The sequence below is a fragment of the Streptomyces sp. NBC_00386 genome (genome assembly GCF_036063235.1).
Classification (GTDB): Bacteria; Actinomycetota; Actinomycetes; order Streptomycetales; family Streptomycetaceae; genus Streptomyces.
In genome coordinates, this window is the sequence record NZ_CP107950.1 from 1,868,311 (window position 1) to 1,887,506 (window position 19,196).

Genomic DNA, 19,196 nt, shown 5'->3' on the forward strand with positions numbered 1-19,196 from the left:
CTGGGGAGATCAGTGGGCATCGGAAGGGAAATGCGCCGCCTGTGCGGCGAGCTGGTCTCGGAGCTCTCGCTCCCCGCGCCGGCGGCCCCCGCCGACCTCTACACCGCGTTGTGCGGCGCGATGAGCCGACGCCGCGGCCGTCCCGTCCAGTTCCGTACGGCCGCGTTCCCGCCCGGCACCGCCAGCGGACTGTGGCTCGACATGGCCGAGCAGGACCTGGTCGTCATCGAGGAACGCACGGCGCCCGACCACCAGTTGGTCATCCTCGGCCACGAGCTGTGGCACATGAAGGCCGGACACTGCAGCCATCACGTCGACGGCGCGGCCGTCGCGGCGCGCTTACTCGGCGACGGGGCCGACCTCCAGGCCACCGTCCTGAAAGTGGCGGCGCGCACCCGCTTCGACCTCGCCGACGAACAGGAGGCCGAGAGCTTCGGCCTTCTGCTCGCCAGCAAGTGCCGTACCTGGCTGGCCGGTTCCTCACTGCGCGGCCCGGTGCAACGGCACGGTCTGGCCGGCCGCATCGAGGCCTCCCTGGGCTGTCGCGGGCCGCGAGGCTGAAGGTCCCGGGCGCATGGACGGATCGAGCTACTACATCCCGGCCGTCGCCATGGGCGCGGCGATCGCGTTCAAAGGGCCCTCACTGCTGCGCGGCTGGCGCGACCCGCTGCTGCGTTCCGTCGGCGTACTCCTCGCCCTCGCGGGCCTGGTGTTCCTCTTCGCGGCCCCGCCGACCATCGCCGCGGTCAACGACGTCACCGGGATACCCAACGTCTCGGCCCCCCTCGTCTACTGCCTGCTGAGCGCCTACAGCGCCTCGTGCCTGGTGCTGATCATCAACTGGCGCGGCGGACCGCCCGAGGTGACCCGGCGGCTCTCCCTCCGCTGGACCCTCGGGTACACCGTGGTCGGCGTGGCACTGATCGTCCTGTTCGCCCTCGGGGACGCCTCCGTCGAACGGCTGCGCGACCTCGACACGTACTACGCCAACACCCCCTTCATCCGCGAGATGATCGTCCTGTATCTCGCGTCGCTCACGGTCGCCGGTGTCGCGATGAACATCATGTGCTGGCGCTGGGCGGTCCAGGTCCGCGGCCGGCTGCGCGCCGGGCTGGTGATCATCGCCTTCGGGTCGCTGTGCAACATCCCTTACTCCGCGGCCAAGTTCACCGCGGTGGTCGCCCGCTGGAACGACACGGACCTGGACGGCCTCAGCACCAATGTGGCCCCCCTGCTCGCCTCCGCCGGGGCCCAGATCACCGCCGTCGGCTTCTGCCTCCCCCTCGCCTGGCACCGTATCGAGGACAGCTGGAACACCTGGTCGACCTACCGCCGGCTCGGCCCGTTGTGGCGCGAACTGAAGCCGGTCTCCGTACCGGAGGACCGCGCGGTGCGGATGTCCTGGTGGTCGCCCGCCGAACTCCAGGTCACCCAGCGGGAGTCCGACATCCACGACGGCATGCTGAGCCTCTACCCCTACTTCGACTCCGAGGTGCGCTCCCGGGCGTACGGAGCCGCGGTCGCGGCGGGCTCCTCCGCCGCCGAGGCGCATGCCGAGGCGGACGCGGCGATGGTGACCGTGGCGGTGCGGGCCAGGGCCGCGGACCCGGAGGGCCGTGTCATCAGCTCGGCCGAGACGGCGGAAGCGCCGCCCGCGACCGGGTCCACGTTCGCGCACACCGACGGCCGGCGCGACCTCGTGCGCATGTCGAACGCGCTGCGCCACTCGCCGGTCGTCGCGGCCGTCCGCGGCCGGACGGCGACCGGGCCCGAGCACGACACCCGCGAACGAACCGGCTGACCCCGTCCACGGTCCCTCGTCCGGCCCTCAGGTCGCGCTGCGTTCGCTCGCCTCGCGCAGGTCCCGCTCCACCTCGCGGTTGCGGACGGTGTCCGGCTGCCCCGCCGCCGTACCCGGGCGCCCGGCACGCAGCAGCTCCCGCCAGTGCTCGCGGCTCCAGTCGGCCGGACCGGTGGTGGCCGTGAACTCCTCGACCAGGGCGAGGAAGCGCGCCGGATCGCTGTGGAAGGGGAAGTGGCCCGCTCCCTCGAAGATCTCCAGGCGGCTGCCCGGCATGGCCGCGTGCGCTCCGTGGGCGTGCCGCACCGGTACCACGCTGTCCCGGTCCCCCCAGAGCAGCATGGTGGGCATGCCCTCGGTGAGATAGCAGCGGTCGAGCATGGTGACCGCCTGGCCGCGCCAGTCGACCACGGCCCGCAGGGTCCGGATGAACGCGCTGCGGGAGGTCGCGTCGGGCAGCGCGTCCACGAGGTTCAGCAACGACGGGGCGTCCTGGGCCAGATCGGCGTCGAGCAGACGCATCAGACGCAGGAACAGGCCCACGTTCAGCCGCATGCCGGGCAGCCGCAGCGTGGAGAGCAGCAGATGGGCTCCGGGCAGCGACACGGCACGCAGGACGGGGTTGACCTCGCCGCCGACACCGCCCGCGCTGACCAGGATCAGCCGCTCGGTGCGCTCGGGGAACTGGTAGGCGAACTGCATCGCCACTCCCCCGCCCAGCGAATGCCCGACCAGGGTGGCGGACTCGATGTCGAGCGTGGCGAGCAGATCGCGTACGCCGTTGGCGTAGGCGGCCACCGAGTAGTCGGCGCGCGGTTTGTCGGACGCGCCGTGGCCGAGCAGGTCGGGCGCGATCACGGTGTGCGTTCGGGCGAGGTCGGGGATCAGTTCCGCCCAGGTCGCCGAGGAGTCGCCTATGCCGTGGATCAGGACGAGCGCCGGGCCCTGCCCCGCCATCCGGTAGGCGCGCCGGTAGCCGTGCACGAGGCGGTGCCGCAGACGCAGTTCTCCGTCACCGACCGAACGCAGCCGCGCGGTGCGCCGCGGCTGCCGGGGCTGTACGTCGACCACGGGCGAACCTCCCGTTCCCAGGCCGCCGCGAAGGCGGCTCCCGAACCGCCTGACGGCGGCTTGCGAGGCCGTCCGGTGGGCGGCCCCTGCTCTCCCCTCCAGCGTAGGGGCCCTGTTCCACCAGGGATTTCCGTGAGGTTTCGCCTCCGCTAAGCGGGCGAACCTCCAGGGACCGAAACCGGATTGTCAGTGGCGGACGGCAAGCTGGGTTCAGGACCAGTGTCACGACAAGTCGACCAGGGAGAGCCGTCCGATGCCGACCGCCGTACTGACCGACCACGAACGCGCCGCCGTGCAGGCCTACCTCCGCCTCCTCCAGACGGTACGAGCGGCTTTCGACGGCCCGCCGGACGGAAGCCGGCCACCCATGGTCCCGCCCGCCGTGCTCGCCGAGACGGAACGGGCCCTGAAGGCGGCGGGCCTCGCGGGCAACGAGGACGCGTTCTTCGAACTGCTGCACGCCTGGTGCCCGGAACCGGGCTGACCGCGCGCAGTCGGCGCCGGGACCGCGCCGGGGTGGCGACGTACGGTCAGGCGCCGGACCCCGGCACCGGGCCCGGCCCGGTGTGCGGGACCGTGACCGCCGTCGCGACCAGGCCGCCCCGGACCGTCCAGCGGCCGGTGAAGGTCTGGACGACAAGGCCGTCCACCACAGGTCCCGGGACGAGGAGTTGGGCCCTCAGGTCTCCCGAGAGCCCGTCCGTGACGGGCGCCCTGTCTAGGAAGATCCGGTCGAGGGAGATCCGGTCGAGGGAGATCCGGTCGAGGGAGATGTCGATGTCCGCCTCGGAGAAGTCGAGCCACTTGCCGGTGAGCGGGAACCACGCCTTGTAGACCGACTCCTTGGCGCTGAACAGCAGCCGGTCCCAGTGGACGGCGGGTACCCGGGCGCCGAACCGGTTCAGACGGTCCGACTCACCGGGCAGGGCGACAACGTCCAGGACGTCGTCGGGGAGTGCCAGATGGGGTTCGGCGTCGATGCCGAGGGAGGCGAGATCGCCGGCGCGGGCGAGCGCGGCCGCGCCGTAGCCCTCGCAGTGGGTCATGCTGCCGATGACGCCCTCCGGCCACTGCGGGGCCCCGCGCTCGCCCGGCAGCACGGGCCCCGGGGCCACACCCAGCTTCTCCATGGCACGCCGGGCACAGACGCGCACGGTGGCGAACTCGCGGCGCCGCTTGCCCACGGCCCGGGTCAGGACCGCCAGTTCCTCGGGGTACAGACTCGCGTCCCCGGCCGGATCGTCACCGTGGCTCTCCACGACCACCACCGACTCCGGAAGCAGCTCCTCCATCACCGGCTTTGACCTCCATCGGCAGAATGCGGCGCAGCGTGCCCGGCGGACCCGGTCGCGTACGCCATTCTCGCGGATAACCCACCGACACCTCTTCGAACCGGACACCCTCGTGCCAGGTGGTCCGGGGGATGTGCAGATGTCCGTAGACCATGGTCTCGACACGGAACCTGCGGTGCCAGTCGGCGGTCGCCGCCGTGCCGCACCACATGGCGAACTCGGGGTGCCACAGGACGTCCATCGGGTGACGGTCCAGGGGATAGTGGTTGACCGGGATGACCGGCAGCCCCTCGGGAACCGCGGCGAGTCTGCGCCCGGTCTCGGCCACCCGGGCCCGGCACCACTCCTCACGGCTCGGATACGGGTCCGGGTGCAGCAGGTACTCGTCCGTGCACACGATGCCGGTCCCCTGGGCGTACGCGAGCCCCTCCGCCTTGGTGGCACAGCCCTGCGGCAGGAAGGAGTAGTCGTAGAGCAGGAAGAGCGGCGCGACGACGGCGGGGCCGCCCGGCCCGTTCCAGACGGGGTAGGGGTCCTCGGGGGTGATGACGCCCAACTCCCGGCACAGGGCGACCAGATGCTCGTAGCGGGCCACTCCGCGGAGCTGGACCGGATCCTTGGGATGGGTCCACAGCTCATGGTTGCCCGGCACCCAGACGACCTTGCGGAAGCGGTCGGCGAGCGTCCGGAGGGTCCACCGGATGTCTTCGACGATCTCCCCGATGTCACCGGCCACCAGGAGCCAGTCCTGGTCCGTCTCGGGACGCATGTTCTCGACCAGGGCGCGGTTCTCGGCGTAGCCGATGTGCAGGTCGCTGATGGCCAGCAGGTTTCCGGCATCGCCGTCTGTCGGCCGCACGCGACACCCCCGTAGAAAGCGAATGCCAACACAACAGCACACGCTCCCGCCGACGGACAAGGAGGCCCGGTCGGGCAGGCAGCCGAATCCGTAACATCCCTGTAGCAGCATCAGGGTCCCGCGACCCATATGATCGCCCCAACACCACCGCTCGAATCTGCTTTGGCGTGCGACGGCTCGGTGTACCTCCCCTACCCCTGGCCGGGCCCGGCCCGCTCCGCCGTGCCCGCAAACCCTGAATGGTGGCTTGCATGGGCTCTCGCGTACGCGTCTGGCTCAACCGCACGTACGCGGAGAACGTGTTCTTCATGGACCAGCTGCGAAATAATCCGCAGCACCGCGCGGTCGAGATCCACGCCACCCACGGCGACGCCGACTCGCCCGTCCTGGCCGCCGCCGACACCGCCGAGCCGGAGCCCGAGGGCCTGTCGCCGCGTGCCTACGTCGAGTACGCCCTCGACATGTGCGCACGCCGTTCCATCGACGTGTTCGTGCCGGTCCTGCACCAGGACGCGATCGTGGCGCAGCGCGCCGAGTTCGCGGCGCTCGGTACGGCGCTGCTGGCCCCGCCCGCGGAGGCGGTCGCGGTCTTCCACGACAAGGTCGTCGCGTACCAGGCCGTGGAGGCCGTGGGTATTCCCGTTCCCCCGTGGTGGCGGGTGCGTACGGCGGAGGAACTGGTCGCGGCGGTCGAGGAGTTGGAGGCCGCGGGCGAGCGGGCCTGCTTCAAGCCGGCCGCGGGCGCGGGCGGGGTGGGCTTCCGGGTGATCACCCGTTCCCCGTTCTCGCTCATGCACCTCAACGGCTTCCCGAGCGCGTACGTGCCTCTGGACCTGGTGGTGGAGGCGCTGCACACGGCCGAGGAGCCCGTCGACTGGCTGGTGATGCCGCACCTCGGACAGCCGGAGGTGTCGGTGGACTGCCTCACCGGGCCGGACGGCCGGGTCCGTATGGCCATCGGGCGCACGAAGAACGGCCGGCGCCGCGGATTCACACTCGACGACGCGTGGACCGGGCCCGCCCGACTGCTCGCCGAGGCGTTCGGGCTGCACTATCTGTCCAACATCCAGTTCCGCATGTACGGCGACGAGCCGGTGCTGATGGACGTGAACACGCGTCCGGCGGGCGGACTGCACCAGATCGCCCAGTGCGGGGTCAACGCCCCTTGGGCCGCTGTGCAGTTGGCGCTGGGCGAGGAGTCGGGCGAACTGATTCCGCCGTTCCTCGGACCGGACTACACGGTGGTCGCGGGGCCGCGTCCGGTGCGTCCGGTGTCGCTGCCCGCGCAGCGGACCGACTCGGGCGCGCCCACCCTGCCCGCGATGCCGGCGCAGGCCATGGAGCCGGTGTCCGCGCAGTCCGCCCCGGTCGAGGCGACGGCGTCCGCCGTTCCCGCCCAGGCCACCACGGCCGCCACGGCCGCGATCGCGCCTGCCTAGGGTCGGCACCCACAGCCCCCGGCCCCCCATCCCCTTTACCGGTCTGGACCAATTCCCGCGCAGTGTCTTGACAGCGGGATTGGTCCATACCAACTTGGTTGCGCACCTCTCTGCACTCCCGAACACCCCCATATCCCCAGGGAGATCGCGTGCGCATGACCATGCTCAGACGTTCCAGACATCGTTTCCTCGCCCTGCTGGGCACGGCCGCGCTGGCCCTCGCCGGCGCGGTCGCCCTTCCGGGTACGGCCGAGGCGGCCAACATCCTGTCCAACCCCGGATTCGAGACGGGCAGCCTCTCCCCCTGGTCCTGCTCCGGCAACCTGGGGTCGGTCGTCTCCAGCCCCGTGCACGGTGGCTCCAAAGCCCTCGCGGGGGCGGCGAGTTCGAGCGACACCGCGCAGTGCACCCAGACCGTCTCGGTCCAGCCGAACACGACGTACAGCCTCTCCGGCTGGGTGCGCGGCAGCTACGTCTACCTCGGTGTGGACGGCGGTGCCTCGACCTGGACGACGTCCCCGTCGGCGTACAGCCAGCTCACCGTGTCCTTCACCACCGGCGCCTCGCAGACCAGCGCCAAGATCTACCTCCACGGCTGGTACGCGCAGGGCACCTACTACGCCGACGACGTCAGCCTCGACGGTCCCGGCGGTGGCGGCGGCAGCGACACCCAGGCGCCGACCACGCCCACCGGCCTGAAGTCCACGGGCAAGACGTCCTCCAGCGTGTCCCTGTCGTGGAGCGCGTCGAGCGACAACGTCGGCGTCACGGCGTACGACATCTACAGCGGCTCCAACAAGGTGCTCAATGTGTCGGGCACGAGCGGCACGGTCAGCGGGCTGTCGGCGAGCACCGCGTACTCGTTCACCGTCAAGGCGCGTGACGCGGCCGGGAACACCTCCGCGGCCTCCAACTCCGTGAGCGTCACCACGGACGCGGGCGGTGGGGGCGGCACCGGCTTCAAGCAGGCCGCTCCCTATCTGTACGAGGGCTGGGGCGATCCCCCGAACCCGACCACGGTGATGAGCGCGACCGGGATCAAGTGGTTCACGATGGCGTTCGTGCTCGACTCCGGTGGCTGCAACCCGGCCTGGGACGGCAGCCGTGCGCTGACCGGCGGTGTCGACCAGACGGCGATCAACCAGATCCGTTCCGCGGGCGGTGACATCGTCCCGTCGTTCGGCGGCTGGCAGGGCAGCAAGCTCGGTGCCAACTGCTCCTCGGCGAGCGCGCTCGCCGGCGCTCTGCAGAAGGTGATCGACGCCTACGGCCTCAAGGCCATCGACATGGACATCGAGAACACCGACGAGTTCGAGAACGAGGCCGTCCAGGCGAAGATCCTGACCGCACTGAAGACCGTCAAGGCCAACAACCCCGGCCTGAAGACGATCGTCACCTTCGGCACCTCGACGACCGGCCCGACCTACTACGGCAACCGGCTCATCGAGCAGGCACAGTCCCTGAACGCGAACATCGACGTCTTCACCATCATGCCGTTCGACTTCGGCGGCGGCTCCGACATGTACGGCAACACGGTCAACGCCACCGAGGGGCTGAAGACCAAGCTGAAGTCGGCCTTCGGCTGGGACGACGCCACGGCCTACTCCCACATCGGCATCTCCGGCATGAACGGTCTGTCCGACCAGCAGGAGAACACGACCCCGGCGATCTGGACCTCGATCCGTGACTGGGCCAACTCCCATCACATCGCCCGGCTCGCCTACTGGTCGGTCAACCGCGACCGGTCCTGCCCCGGGGGCGGTGTGGTGAGCAACTGCTCCGGCATCAGCCAGAGCACCTGGCAGTTCACGTCGATCACGGCCGGCTTCACGGGCTGACGACGACGGGACAACGGAAACGCGGTGGGCCGCCCGGGACATCCGGGCGGCCCATCTCGTCCTGCTCGTAGGCCAGTTGTCGGCCGTCAGCGACAGCCGTCAGCCATCAGCCGTCAGCCGTCAGCCGTCGGACTCCGACGACGGGAGGTAGGCGCCCGGCACGTCCTGCGGCGCGAAGATCCGGTGCTCACCGGGGTACGGCTTGGTCCACCCGTGCGTCTGGTACCAGGTGAGGTGGTTCATCTGCGCGGGGTTGGCGAAGTCGGGAACGGCGTCGGGCCCGGTCAGCCGCTGGTGCGACTTCCAGGTGTCCCACTTCGCCGCCAGTGCCCGCTTGTCCGCCGGAACCTTCGCCGAGGGCACCGGCGCCGCGGCGGGGTCCTGCGGCGCGGGGGTGTCCAGGCCGCAGGAGGGCGGGGTCTTGAGTCCGTCGGTCAGCGAGGTCCGGTTGGGCAGCGCGGTGAACGGCGTGTAGTCCGCGTTCCGGGTGAACGCCGCGCTCATCGGGGTGGCGGCGCTGTCCTTCTGGTTCATCGGGTGGACCCCGAGGATCTGCTCGATGGTCCGGATCAGCGTGATCTGCGAGTAGTAGTGGCTGTCGACGACGCCGCGCCGGGCCCAGGGGCTGATGATCTGGATCGGGGCGCGGTGGCCGTCCACATGGTCGAGACCGGCCTGCGAGTCGTCCTCGACGACGAAGATCGCCGAGTCCTTCCAGTACTTGCTGTGCGAGATCTCCTCGACGATCCGGCCGGTCGCGAGGTCGTTGTCCGCGACCTGTGCGGCCGCGTTCGCGGGACCGCCGGTGTGGTCGCTGGAGAGCCAGAACATGTTCAGGTTCGCCGGCCCGTTCTTCTCGAAGTCACGCTTCCAGATCTCCTCCCGGTAAATGTCCGGGACGCTGGTGTCGAACTTCGGGAAGCCGTGCACGGAAACGTCGTTGAGCGACGGGATCGGCGAGGACGAGTTCAGCGTGTACGCGGTGTCCTGCCCGGTCGACGCCATGTTCTTGGAGTCGCAGTACAGGTTCTGCCAGCTCGCGTCCGCCGGTTTGGCCAGGAACTGCTGGAACTCGCCGAAGTCCCGGGCCGACTTCCCCGTCGCCTGCGTCCCGGTCCACAGGAACCCGGTCCGCTGGTGGCCGAGTGCGTCGTCCTCGGTGTCGTAACTGCGCTGGTACTCACCGGCGGAGGACTCGGTGTACTCCGGATCGTCCGCCTGCATGAGCCAGTTGTGGCCCTCGGCGGAGTTCGTGCCGATGTCGTACGTGTTGTCGTACAGACCGAACTGCCGGGCCAGGGCGTGCTGGTTGGGCGTCACGTTCTCGCCGAACTGCGCCAACGACGGGTCGCCGTTGCCTTCCGGGACATCCCCGAAGACCTGGTCGTAGGTCCGGTTCTCCTTGACGAGCAGGAAGACGTGCTTGATCGTCGAGGGTTCGCCGAGCCGCAGCGGGACGGGCACCGGCTTCGCGTGGCTCCTGCCCTTGGACCGGGCGACCGAGCCGCGGGTCCAGCCGTTCTGCCGGAAGACCTTGGCCGTCTGGGCCCTGATCACGCTGTCGTCCGGCAGCGTGAACCGCTGGACGCTCGACGTCGTGTCGTGGGTGCCGTGCCCGGCGGCGGTGGTGGGCCGACGGGCATCGGTGCCACGGGTGTTGGAGACCACCACGTCCTTGCCGACGGCGGCGATCTCGGCGGGGAAGTAGTCCGTCGGGAGCAGGCCGATGTATCGGACCGGATCCTGCGGGGACCGGTACCGGTAGACGGCCACGGCGTTGGCGCGGCCGAGTGTCACCAGCAGACGGCCGTCGTCGGTGAGCGTCACCGCGTCGGGCTCGTAGCCGACCGACGCCTCCGGCCACGGCTGGGTCGCGATGGTCTGGACGACCTTGTTCTTGGCGGTGTCGATGACGGACACGTCGTTGGTGGCGGTGTTGGTGACGAACAGCGCCCTGCCCTTGGCGTACAGGGCGGTCGGGTGCAGACCGACGGGGATGCTCGCGACGGCCGCGGCCGGGTCCGCCAGGTCGATGACGCTGACGGTGCCGGTGGTGGTGGCAGCCGTGACCGGGTCGGCCGGAACCTGGGTGTTGTAGGAGTTGAGCGTGGTGTCGCCGGCCTGCGCCGGACGCCCGCCCTCGTTGCTCACGTAGAGCTTGGTGCCCACCTCGGCCATGTCACGAGGGGCGTTGCCCACGTTCCAGCTCTGCCGGACGGTCCCGGTCGCCGCGTCGATCGCGACCACCCGGTTCTGTCCGTTGACCGCGGAGTACACGGTGGAGCCGTCGGACGAGAACACCGCCGCGCCGACCAGCGCGTGCCTGGGCCCGTCCGCCGCGACCGGGACGAACACCGGGGCGGTGACGCCGCCGTCCGGGTTCACGGTGAACCGGGTGTAGCCGTCGGTCTGGCCCAGCCAGAGCTGCGAACCATCGGGCGAGTACGTGGGGCCTTCCTGGCCCACGCTGTTGCCGCTGATGCGCGGCACCGACGACGCGGCGCTGCTGACGAGCTGCTGCACCTTCCAATTCTTCAGGTCGACGATCGACAGGGCGCTCCCGCCGTCGGTGACCGAGGCCGCGAGGTGCGTGCCGTCCGGGCTGACCGAGGACGACATGATCTTCCCGTTGTTCACGACGAGCCGGTCGCCGTACGGGGCGATGTACTGGTCGCTGGAGACGACCTGACCCCGGTCGGTGACCTGGCCGACCTGGTCCGTGCCGAACTGACGCGTCTGGGCGAATGCGGCCCCGGCGGCGACGAGGGCGAGGACGGTGGTGCCCGCCGTCACCAGAGGTATCCGTCTGCCGGTGTGTCTGCCGAGAAGGCCCTTGCGCCCCTTCTCGTCACTCCGGCGGCGGCGCGTTACCTGCATGGAGTCATCCCTTCGAGGTGGCGAGCAGGTCGACGTTGCCGTCGAACTGCCACAGCGGGTTCGGTTCGTCCCCGGTCGGTGTGCGGACGAGGAAGTAGCCGTTCACCTCCTTCGGTCCGTCGCCGTCGGCCATGTATCGGCCGTCCGGGGTGACATCGAGCTGGTAGACGGCCGTCCCCACGGCGTCGACGCCGGGAAGATGCCAGGAGATGACACAGCGCCAGTCGTTGCCCGGCCCCTCGGCCGCGACCTTGACACTGCCCTTGTCGCAGCTCGCCGTGACCTTCAGCTGAGCCTCCGTGACGGCGGGGCGGTTGAGCTGAGCGGTCTGGAGCCGGTAGAGGTGGGCGAACGCCGTGGCGGCCGAGCGCTGCACCTTGTCCTGCTCGATCCCGGAGCCCGTGGCCCCCGTGGCGGCGCCGACGACCGCGACCGTCACGGCGGCCAGCGCGACGAGCGGCAGGACTCCGGCGATGACCGCGCCGCGGCCCGAGCCGTCGTGCGCCACGTCGGTGAAGTCGCGCCGCATGAAGAGCACGTAGGCCAGCGCGGTCGCGGCCACGGCCCACAGCAGGCTGACCACGATGCCGATGAGGAGCGGGCCGGGCTGTGCGGGGCTGGTGAACAGACCGTTCCAGGCGATGAAGGCGTAACCGGGCAGCGCGAGGCGCACGGCGACGGGGAGCGGCATCATCTGGGCGAGCTGCATCGCGAGCGCGACGAGCGCGGGCAGCAGGAGCCCCATCGGGGACCGTCCCAGAGTGATGGACCCGAGCAGGCCGATCGCGGCGAGGGCCAGGGTCGGGGCGAGGACGCAGACCCAGGCGAGCAGGACCTCGCCGGCGGCGTCCGCCGGTGTCAGGAGGTGTCCGTCGAGGCCGACCAGCGGCTGGTCGCCCACCGCCACGAGGCCGCCGGCCGAGCTGGAGGCGACCAGTCCGGCCACGAGCAGCAGGATGACGGTGAGACCGGCCAGTGCCTTCGCCACGAAGATCCGGCGCGGCGATCTGACCGCCACGAGCAGATGACGCCAGGTGCCGAGCCGGTCCTCGGAGGCGAACACGTCGCCGGCCACGACCGAGGTCAGCAGGGGGAGCGCCCAGGTTCCCGCGAAGCCGAGCATCACCAGCGCTCCGGCCCACCCCGTGGCGTGCATCCAGCGGCCGAAGAGGGTGTCGACGGGGAGCGTGCTCTGCCGGCTCACCGCGGCGACGAAGAGGGCCGGCACGATCCAGCAGGCGAGGAGCAGCAGCCGGATCCGCCACTGCGAGACGAGTTTGACCAGCTCGAAGCGGTACACACGCGCGACCGGGACACGGGGGGAGGCGGCGACCGCCTCCTCCGGGCTCTGTGCTCCGAGGTCACCGTCCTCGGCGACGGTCGCTGTCATCTGCCGGTCTCCTTCTGCTCGGTGAGGGCGAGGAACGCGGCTTCGAGAGGCGACACCACGGGGGCGAGCTCGCGCAGCGCGATGCCCGCGCGCACGAGCCCCACGACCAGTTCGTCGACGGCGGGAACCAGCGCGCGCACGACGAGCGCCTCGGCGTCCTGCCGGGGTGCGGCGTCGTCGACGACACGGATCCCGGCCGTGCCGAGGGCCAGCAGACGGGCGGCCCCGGGGTCGGAGGTGAGGACCCGGTAGTCGAGTTCACGGTTCTCGGAGGCCAGCTTGCCCAGCGGGCCGGTGAAGACGACCCGTCCGGTCGCGAGGATGGTGGCTTCGGAGCACAGTGCCTGGAGGTCGTCCATGCGGTGGCTGGAGAGAACCACCGCGGTTCCGTTCGCCGCGAGCCGGTTGAGGACACCGTGCACATGGCGCTTGCCCGCCGGGTCGAGGCCGTTGGACGGTTCGTCGAGCACCAGCAGCCGGGGCTCGGTGAGCAGGGCGGCGGCCAGGCCGAGCCGCTGACGCATGCCGAGGGAGTAGCCGCGGGCCGGGTCGTCGGCGACATCGGTGAGCCCGACCTGATCGAGCACGTCGTCGACCCCGGCCGCCCGCGCGCCCCGGCCGCGGAGTGCGGCCAGGGCGGCGAGGTTCTGACGGGCGGTGAGCGAAGGGTAGAGGCCGGGCCCGTCCACGAAGCCGGCGACACCGTCGGGGGCGGCGAGCGCCCGCCGCAGGGGGGTGCCAAGGATCTCCAGGCGGCCTTCGTCCGCGACGGCCAGGCCCAGCAGGAGACCGAGCAGGGTCGTCTTGCCGGCGCCGTTCGGTCCGACCAGGCCGTGGATCCGGCCCCGTGCCACATCCAGATCGACGCCGTCGAGTGCGACGACGTCGCCGAAGCACTTGGTGATCCCGCGAGCCCGGACGGCGAGGGGTCTGTCCATGAGTCCCTTGAGTCCCTTCCTTCGAAGCACTCGAAGCACTCAGGGACCTTAGGGACGCTACACAACGCGGGTACGGACAGAGGGTTGAACACGCAGGAAACGGATCGTCAAGGCGTCGGCAAGTCCGGTGCGCAAAGCGGGTGTCATCGAGACGGACCCGGCAACGCCCGCGGGCGTTGCCCACCGCGCTCGCTGCTCCTTCGCGGCCGTACGGCCCTCTCCGTCGGTCCCTACGTCAGGTAGGCCAGGCCCGGGTGTACGGCCGTGTAGCCGTCGAGCAGTGCGTGCGCCACGTTCACGGAGTCGACGAGCGGGTGCAGGGCGAAGGCCTTGACCGCGGTCGTACGGGAACCCGACTCGGCCGCGGAGAGCACCTCCCGCTCCACCGCCTTGACCGCGCACACCAGACCGGTGGCGTGGCCCGGCAACGGGTCGACGGTGACGGGGTGCGCGCCGTTGGCGTCCACCAGACACGGAACCTCGATGACGGCCTCGGCGTCGAGGACGCTCAGCGTGCCGCGGTTGCGGACGTTGAGGATCAGGGTCGTCCGTTCGTCGCGGGCGATGGCCCGCATCAGCGCGAGCGCCACCTTCTCGTAGCCGCCGGAGAGGTCGTCGTCCTCGCGTTCCCCGGCACCGGCGGCGTCCCGGTTCTCGGCCATGTACGTCGCCTCGCGCTCCGCCCGGGTGCGGTCCCAGGCGGTCAGGGCCGCCGCGTCGGGGCGCCTCATCTCCTCGTAGAAACCGGCCTGTTGGTCGCGCAGGAACGCGCCGCGTGTCTTCTCGGCCCGCTGGTAGGCGCGGACGGTCTCCCGGTTGAAGTAGTAGTAGTGCAGGTATTCGTTGGGGACCGCGCCGAGGGACTGGAGCCACTGCGGGCCGAAGAGCCGGCCCTCCTCGAAGGAGCCGAGCAGGTCGGGGTCGGCCAGCAGACGCGGGAGTTCGTCGCGGCCGGCGACGCGCAGACCGCGCACCCAGCCGAGGTGGTTGAGCCCGACGTAGTCGATCCACGCCTCGCCCGGGTGCGCGCCGAGGACCCTGGCGATCCGGCGACCGAGGCCGACCGGGGAGTCGCAGATGCCGATCACGCGGTCGCCGAGGTGGCGGGACATGGCTTCGGTGACCAGTCCGGCCGGGTTGGTGAAGTTGATGACCCAGGCGTCGGGCGCGAGCCGGGCCACCCGTCGCGCGATGTCCACGGCGACGGGCACGGTGCGCAGGCCGTACGCGATGCCGCCGGCGCCGACCGTCTCCTGGCCGAGGACGCCCTGGGCCAGAGCGACCCGTTCGTCCGCCGCCCGGCCCTCCAGACCCCCGACGCGGATCGCGGAGAAGACGAAGTCGGCGCCGCGCAGGGCCTCGTCGAGGTCGGTGGTGACGGTCACCTCCGGTGCGTCCGGGTCCCCGGCCGCCTGCTCGGCGAGGACGCGGGCCACGGCGGAGAGCCGTCCCGCGTCCAGGTCGTGCAGCACGACCCGGGTGACGCGGCCCTCGGCCCGGTCCCCGAGGAGTGCCCCGTACACGAGCGGGACACGGAATCCGCCGCCGCCCAGAATGGTCAGCCTCACGCAAGTACCACCTTCGCAGTTCGTGCGGGGACGCAGGCCGCACGGCGAGGGAGCACGCCACGACCGCCTGTTTCACCCACGTCTTCCAGGAGTCAGCGTGCCACCGCGTCCACGGGCTCGTCCGTCACCGCCACGTCGAGTCCTCGTCCCGCGGACCCGCCCCCTCGCACGCGACGGGCAGCGGCGAGGGTGGACCCGCCGACCACTGGGCGCCATCGAGTCGACCCCGGGGCTTCAGGACGGTTTCATCCGGGGGCCCTGGGACCGCGCCATTCTCCAACGCGTGAACGACGGAAGATCGGCCGGGCACGATGGCGCGGGATCGTACGACAACGGTGGCACGGCGAGACCCCACCGCCGGGCGTACGACGGCGACCGCGCGACCGATGCGGCCACCGCCGCCCTCGCGTCGAACGCGCCTTCCCCGTCCCGTCGTTCATGACCCTCTGACCTAGGGACCACACGACCATGACCGAGCAGCAACTGCCCGCCTGGGCCGATCCGTCCGTCTCCCCCGCCGCGCTGGACCCGCAGGGCATGTCGCGGCGCGGGCTGCTGCGCGGCGCGGGCCTGTTCGGGGCGGCCTTCGCGGTCGGCTCGCTCGCCGCGCCCGCGGCGGCGTCCCAGAGAGGCTACGGCGGCAGTGACCCGGGCCTCGCCTATCTCGTGGGCGACCATCACATCCACTCCGTCTACAGCCACGACGCGAAGTACACGTTCTCCCAGCTCGCCCGCGCCGGGGCCGAGTACGGTCTCGACTGGATGGTCTTCAACGAGCACTCCAACTTCGGGCACGCCTCCTACGGCGCCCGGTCGGAGCACCAGGAGATCCTGAAGGCGCGCGCCGCGAACCCGCGCCAGCTGATCTTCCAGGGTCTGGAGTGGTACATTCCGGCCGCCGAGCACGCCACCGTCTTCGCCGCCCCCGGACCGCACGAGGTGGACCTGCTCACCCAGTTCGAACTCGCCTACGACGGAAAGCTGTTGGGCTACACGGCGGGTTCGCCGACCAGCCCCGACACTGCCCGCAACGAGGCGCACGCGGTCAAGGCCGTCCAGTGGCTGGCCGAGCGGCGCCGCACCGGATACGTCGACGACGTGCTGGTCCTCGCCAACCACCCGTTGCGCCTGGGCATCGACTCCCCGCACGAGATGCGCAACTGGCGCGACGCGGCCCCCGAGATCATGATCGGCATGGAGGGCGCGCCCGGCGCCCAGGGCGGTGGCATCCCCGGCTGGGTGGGCTCGGGCCAACAGCGCGGCGAGTACGTCAACAAGCCCTCGGAGAACTCCTTCGCCGGTTACCCGGAGGACGCGTACGTCCTGTACGGCGGGTTCGACTGGATGACGGCCACGGTCGGCGGCATGTGGGACGCGATGCTCGCCGAGGGCCGACTGTTCACCATCACCACCAACTCCGATGTGCACCGCGTCGTCTTCGATACCTGGAAGAACGGCGACTGGGCGCCCGGACAGAACTTCGACAACACCGGGCACGTCCCCGACCCGGTGAACACCGACACTCCGCAGCCGGGCGGCGACTTCTGGCCCGGTCAGTTCAGCCGCACCCATGTCGGCGTGACCCGCTACGGCTACCGCTCGGTGATGGCGGGCCTGCGCGCGGGCCGGGTCTGGCTGGACCACGGCCATCTGCTGGACGGACTCGACGTCCGCCTGAAGCGGGACCACGACCACGGGGCGGGCGTCACCCTGGGCGGCCGGATCCGCGTCCGCAAGGGCGACCGGCTCACCCTGTCGGTCACCGTGACGACGGCCTCACGCCCCAACGCCCATGGAATCCTGCCGGAGTTGGCGCATGTCGACGTGATCCGCGGCGCGGTGCGCGGCCCGGCGGCCGACCGCGATGTCTGGCGGGCCCCCGACACCAAGGTCGTCCGGACCGTGGACGTGAGCGGCCGCAAGGGGACGTACACCCTGCGCATTCCGCTGACCGCCGGGGACGAGTCCTTCTACGTCCGGCTGCGCGGCAGCGACGGCAACAGGAACGGCGCCGGATACCTCGGTGCGGCGGTCGACCCGCACGGCCCGATTCCGCACGTGCCCGGAAACGGTGACCCGTGGGTCGACACATGGTTCTATTCCAACCCGGTGTTCGTCGATGTGGAAGGCTGCTGATGAAGCGTCACTTAATGTCCACTGTCTGCCTGTTGGGGGCTTTCACGGTCGGCGTGAGTACGTCGGCCGCGGTAGCCGGCGAACCCGTGTGGACCGAGACCGGCACTTCGTACGTCGACTCGCTGAGCGGTGGACAGGGGCTGGCGAGCCGTGCGGACGGCTCGCTGCTGCACCGCGGGCTCGCCTCCATTCCGCTCGTCCTGCGCATCAAGGGCTGGAACCATGTGGGTGACCCGGACATCGCCCAGGGTTCCGTGTTCGACGCCTACCAGGGGCCCGACACGGCGACGTCGAAGATGTTCGCCGTCACCACACCCACGGGCAAGCGGTTCGAGTACGTCCACCGGCTCGACCCCGGCGAGAAGCTGAACAACTCCTTCGCGACCGTGTCGCCCGACGGCCAGTGGCTGGTGTCCGGCGAGTGGGGCGACCAGAACCGGCTCCAGGTCTTCCCCGCCCCGCTGCTCAACCCGTCGACCCCGCCCACCGGCGGCGCCCTGCCGGGGGCCGGCCAGATCACCCTCGACAAGCCCGTCCGCGACATCCAGGGCTGCGACTTCGTCGACGGCACCCGGCTGCTCTGCGCCTCGGACGACAGCTCGCGCGCGCTCTTCCCCGAGGACCGGCCGCTGCTCCAGGTCGACCTGGAGCGGAAGGTGGACGGTCAGCCGGTCACGGGACACGTCACCAGCCTCTTCGCCCTGCCGCAGCGCAGCCTGTGCACGGACGGGACGTACGAGGCCGAGGGCGTCGACTACGACACGGCGAGCGGGACGCTGCGCGCCGAGGTGGTCCAGCCCGGCACGTGCAGCGTCGCGACCTCCGTGTACGCGTACCGGTTCAGGTAGGAGTCCGATGCGAAGGGGCCTGGAGCACCGCCGGGCCCCGAGTCCCGCTCGTGGAACCGCGACTGGCTCCGCAGGACGGCGGCGGGCTTCCCGCCGCCGTCGATCCCCACCGTGCCGTCGACGGCGATCCGCACTCCGCCCGGCACGTCCTGACCCATACGGCATGCTGGGTCCGTACGTCCGGACCGCCCCGGCCGGGGCCAGGCCCCAGGGAGCCCGTCATCGCAGGTCGGCAGCGCGCCGCAGAACACCTGCGAGGCCCCGTCCGCATCGACGCCGAGGAGCCCCGCATGCGCGGCCTGCACACGCTGCCGCGACGGATCGCGGACACCGAACTGAACTCATGACCGCCCTGTCCGCTCCCGGCCGCCTCCTCGCCGTACTCGCCGCCTTCGACCACGGGCACACGGCGCTGTCCCTGACGGACATCAGCCGCCGGGCCGGCCTCAGCCTCACGACCGCCCACCGGCTGGTGGCCGCGCTCGCCGAGTGGGGCGCGCTGGAGCGGGACACGGACGGGCTCTACCACGTCGGCCTGCGCCTCTGGGAGGTCGCGGCGCTCGCTCCGCGCGGGCTCGCGCTGCGGCAGATCGCCCTGCCGTATCTGGAGGACCTGTACGAAGCGACGCACGAGAACGTCCAGTTGGCGGTCCGCGACGGCGTCGAGGTCGTCTACATCGAGTGGATCGCCGGGCGTTCGTCGGTCGGTGTACGCATCCAGGTGGGCGCCCGCTGGCCGCTGCACGCGACGGGTGTCGGGCTCGCGCTGCTCGCGCACGCGCAGCCCGCGGTCCAGGACGCCTACTGCGCCGGGCCGTTGGCCGCCTACACGGCGTACACCATCACCGATCCGGCCCGCCTGCGCCGCGCTCTGGCCGAAGTGCGCCGGACGGGCGTGGCGGTGAGCAGCCGTCAGGTGACCGAGGACGCCCTGTCGGTGGCCGCGCCGGTGCGCGGCACGGACGGCACCGTCGTCGCGGCCGTGTCGCTCGTCGTGCCCCAGGCCGACGCACAGGTACCGGCGTTGATCCCGGCGGTACGCCTGGCGGCCCGCGGAATCTCCCGGGCCCTCGGCTGGCGACCGACGGCCCGGACGGAGCCACACGTCTGACGCGGGCGCGGGCAAGGCCGCGGGCCCG

The 19,196-nt window shown here is 71.2% G+C and carries 16 protein-coding genes; 9 read left to right on the forward strand and 7 right to left on the reverse strand.

All coding sequences use genetic code 11. The features are described 5' to 3' along the window. Positions 1-30 precede the first annotated feature (30 nt). Both OG780_RS08225 and OG780_RS08230 read left to right on the forward strand, forming a co-directional pair. Entirely contained in the window at positions 31-561 is a 531-nt protein-coding gene (locus OG780_RS08225; protein ID WP_326790721.1) for a toxin-antitoxin system, toxin component, read from the forward strand. Between the two features lie 13 nt (positions 562-574). Next, complete coding sequence (locus tag OG780_RS08230) at positions 575-1,801, forward strand: MAB_1171c family putative transporter (protein WP_328446154.1); 1,227 nt, start codon at positions 575-577, stop codon at positions 1,799-1,801. A 27-nt stretch (positions 1,802-1,828) separates the two neighbouring features. Here the strand turns inward: OG780_RS08230 and OG780_RS08235 are convergent, their stop codons facing one another. Continuing rightward, positions 1,829-2,872 (reverse strand): alpha/beta fold hydrolase, encoded by a 1,044-nt coding sequence (locus OG780_RS08235; protein WP_328446156.1) that lies wholly within the window; start codon positions 2,870-2,872, stop codon positions 1,829-1,831. 253 nt (positions 2,873-3,125) lie between these two features. Here OG780_RS08235 and OG780_RS08240 point away from each other — a divergent pair, with 253 nt between their 5' ends. Beyond that, the gene (locus tag OG780_RS08240; RefSeq protein ID WP_328446158.1) at positions 3,126-3,356 is read left to right on the forward strand and encodes a hypothetical protein; all 231 of its coding nucleotides are present in this window, start codon (positions 3,126-3,128) and stop codon (positions 3,354-3,356) included. A 46-nt stretch (positions 3,357-3,402) separates the two neighbouring features. On the opposite strand, the gene OG780_RS08245 is transcribed toward OG780_RS08240, so the two are convergent. Beyond that, positions 3,403-4,167 carry a 4'-phosphopantetheinyl transferase family protein gene (locus OG780_RS08245; protein ID WP_328446160.1) on the reverse strand — a complete coding sequence of 255 codons (765 nt, stop codon included), beginning with the start codon at positions 4,165-4,167 and terminating at the stop codon, positions 3,403-3,405. Further along, the gene (locus OG780_RS08250) at positions 4,115-5,023 is read right to left on the reverse strand and encodes a metallophosphoesterase family protein (protein WP_328446162.1); all 909 of its coding nucleotides are present in this window, start codon (positions 5,021-5,023) and stop codon (positions 4,115-4,117) included. Before OG780_RS08250 ends, OG780_RS08245 begins: the two co-directional genes overlap by 53 nt. 251 nt (positions 5,024-5,274) lie before the next feature. On the opposite strand from OG780_RS08250, the gene OG780_RS08255 reads away from it, so the two are divergent. Beyond that, on the forward strand, positions 5,275-6,462 hold the full coding sequence (locus OG780_RS08255) for an ATP-grasp domain-containing protein (RefSeq protein WP_328446165.1): 1,188 nt from the start codon (positions 5,275-5,277) through the stop codon (positions 6,460-6,462). A 155-nt stretch (positions 6,463-6,617) separates the two neighbouring features. Beyond that, a complete protein-coding gene (locus tag OG780_RS08260) occupies positions 6,618-8,300 on the forward strand; it encodes a carbohydrate binding domain-containing protein (RefSeq protein ID WP_328446167.1) in 1,683 nt (560 codons plus the stop codon). A 120-nt stretch (positions 8,301-8,420) separates the two neighbouring features. On the opposite strand, the gene OG780_RS08265 is transcribed toward OG780_RS08260, so the two are convergent. The 4 genes from OG780_RS08265 to OG780_RS08280 form a co-directional block, all read right to left on the reverse strand. Next, positions 8,421-11,177 (reverse strand): bifunctional YncE family protein/alkaline phosphatase family protein, encoded by a 2,757-nt coding sequence (locus tag OG780_RS08265; RefSeq protein ID WP_328446168.1) that lies wholly within the window; start codon positions 11,175-11,177, stop codon positions 8,421-8,423. Positions 11,178-11,181: 4 nt separating this feature from the next. Then, a complete protein-coding gene (locus tag OG780_RS08270) occupies positions 11,182-12,567 on the reverse strand; it encodes an ABC transporter permease (RefSeq protein WP_328446170.1) in 1,386 nt (461 codons plus the stop codon). Further along, positions 12,564-13,505 (reverse strand): ABC transporter ATP-binding protein, encoded by a 942-nt coding sequence (locus OG780_RS08275; RefSeq protein WP_328446172.1) that lies wholly within the window; start codon positions 13,503-13,505, stop codon positions 12,564-12,566. The genes OG780_RS08270 and OG780_RS08275 overlap by 4 nt, the downstream gene beginning before the upstream one ends. Positions 13,506-13,735: 230 nt before the next feature. After that, a complete protein-coding gene (locus tag OG780_RS08280) occupies positions 13,736-15,073 on the reverse strand; it encodes a 6-phospho-beta-glucosidase (protein ID WP_328446174.1) in 1,338 nt (445 codons plus the stop codon). Positions 15,074-15,541: 468 nt separating this feature from the next. Here OG780_RS08280 and OG780_RS08285 point away from each other — a divergent pair, with 468 nt between their 5' ends. The 4 genes from OG780_RS08285 to OG780_RS08300 are packed head-to-tail and all read left to right on the forward strand — an operon-like array spanning position 15,542 to position 19,168. After that, a complete protein-coding gene (locus OG780_RS08285; protein ID WP_328446176.1) occupies positions 15,542-17,209 on the forward strand; it encodes a histidinol-phosphatase in 1,668 nt (555 codons plus the stop codon). Beyond that, positions 17,209-18,057: a hypothetical protein gene (locus OG780_RS08290; protein WP_328446178.1), complete on the forward strand. Its 849-nt coding sequence runs from the start codon at positions 17,209-17,211 to the stop codon at positions 18,055-18,057. Before OG780_RS08285 ends, OG780_RS08290 begins: the two co-directional genes overlap by 1 nt. A 50-nt stretch (positions 18,058-18,107) precedes the next feature. Beyond that, complete coding sequence (locus OG780_RS44615; protein WP_443062128.1) at positions 18,108-18,404, forward strand: hypothetical protein; 297 nt, start codon at positions 18,108-18,110, stop codon at positions 18,402-18,404. Further along, positions 18,401-19,168, forward strand: coding sequence for an IclR family transcriptional regulator (locus OG780_RS08300; protein ID WP_328446180.1), 768 nt, complete (start codon positions 18,401-18,403; stop codon positions 19,166-19,168). The genes OG780_RS44615 and OG780_RS08300 overlap by 4 nt, the downstream gene beginning before the upstream one ends. The last annotated feature ends 28 nt before the right edge of the window (positions 19,169-19,196 follow it).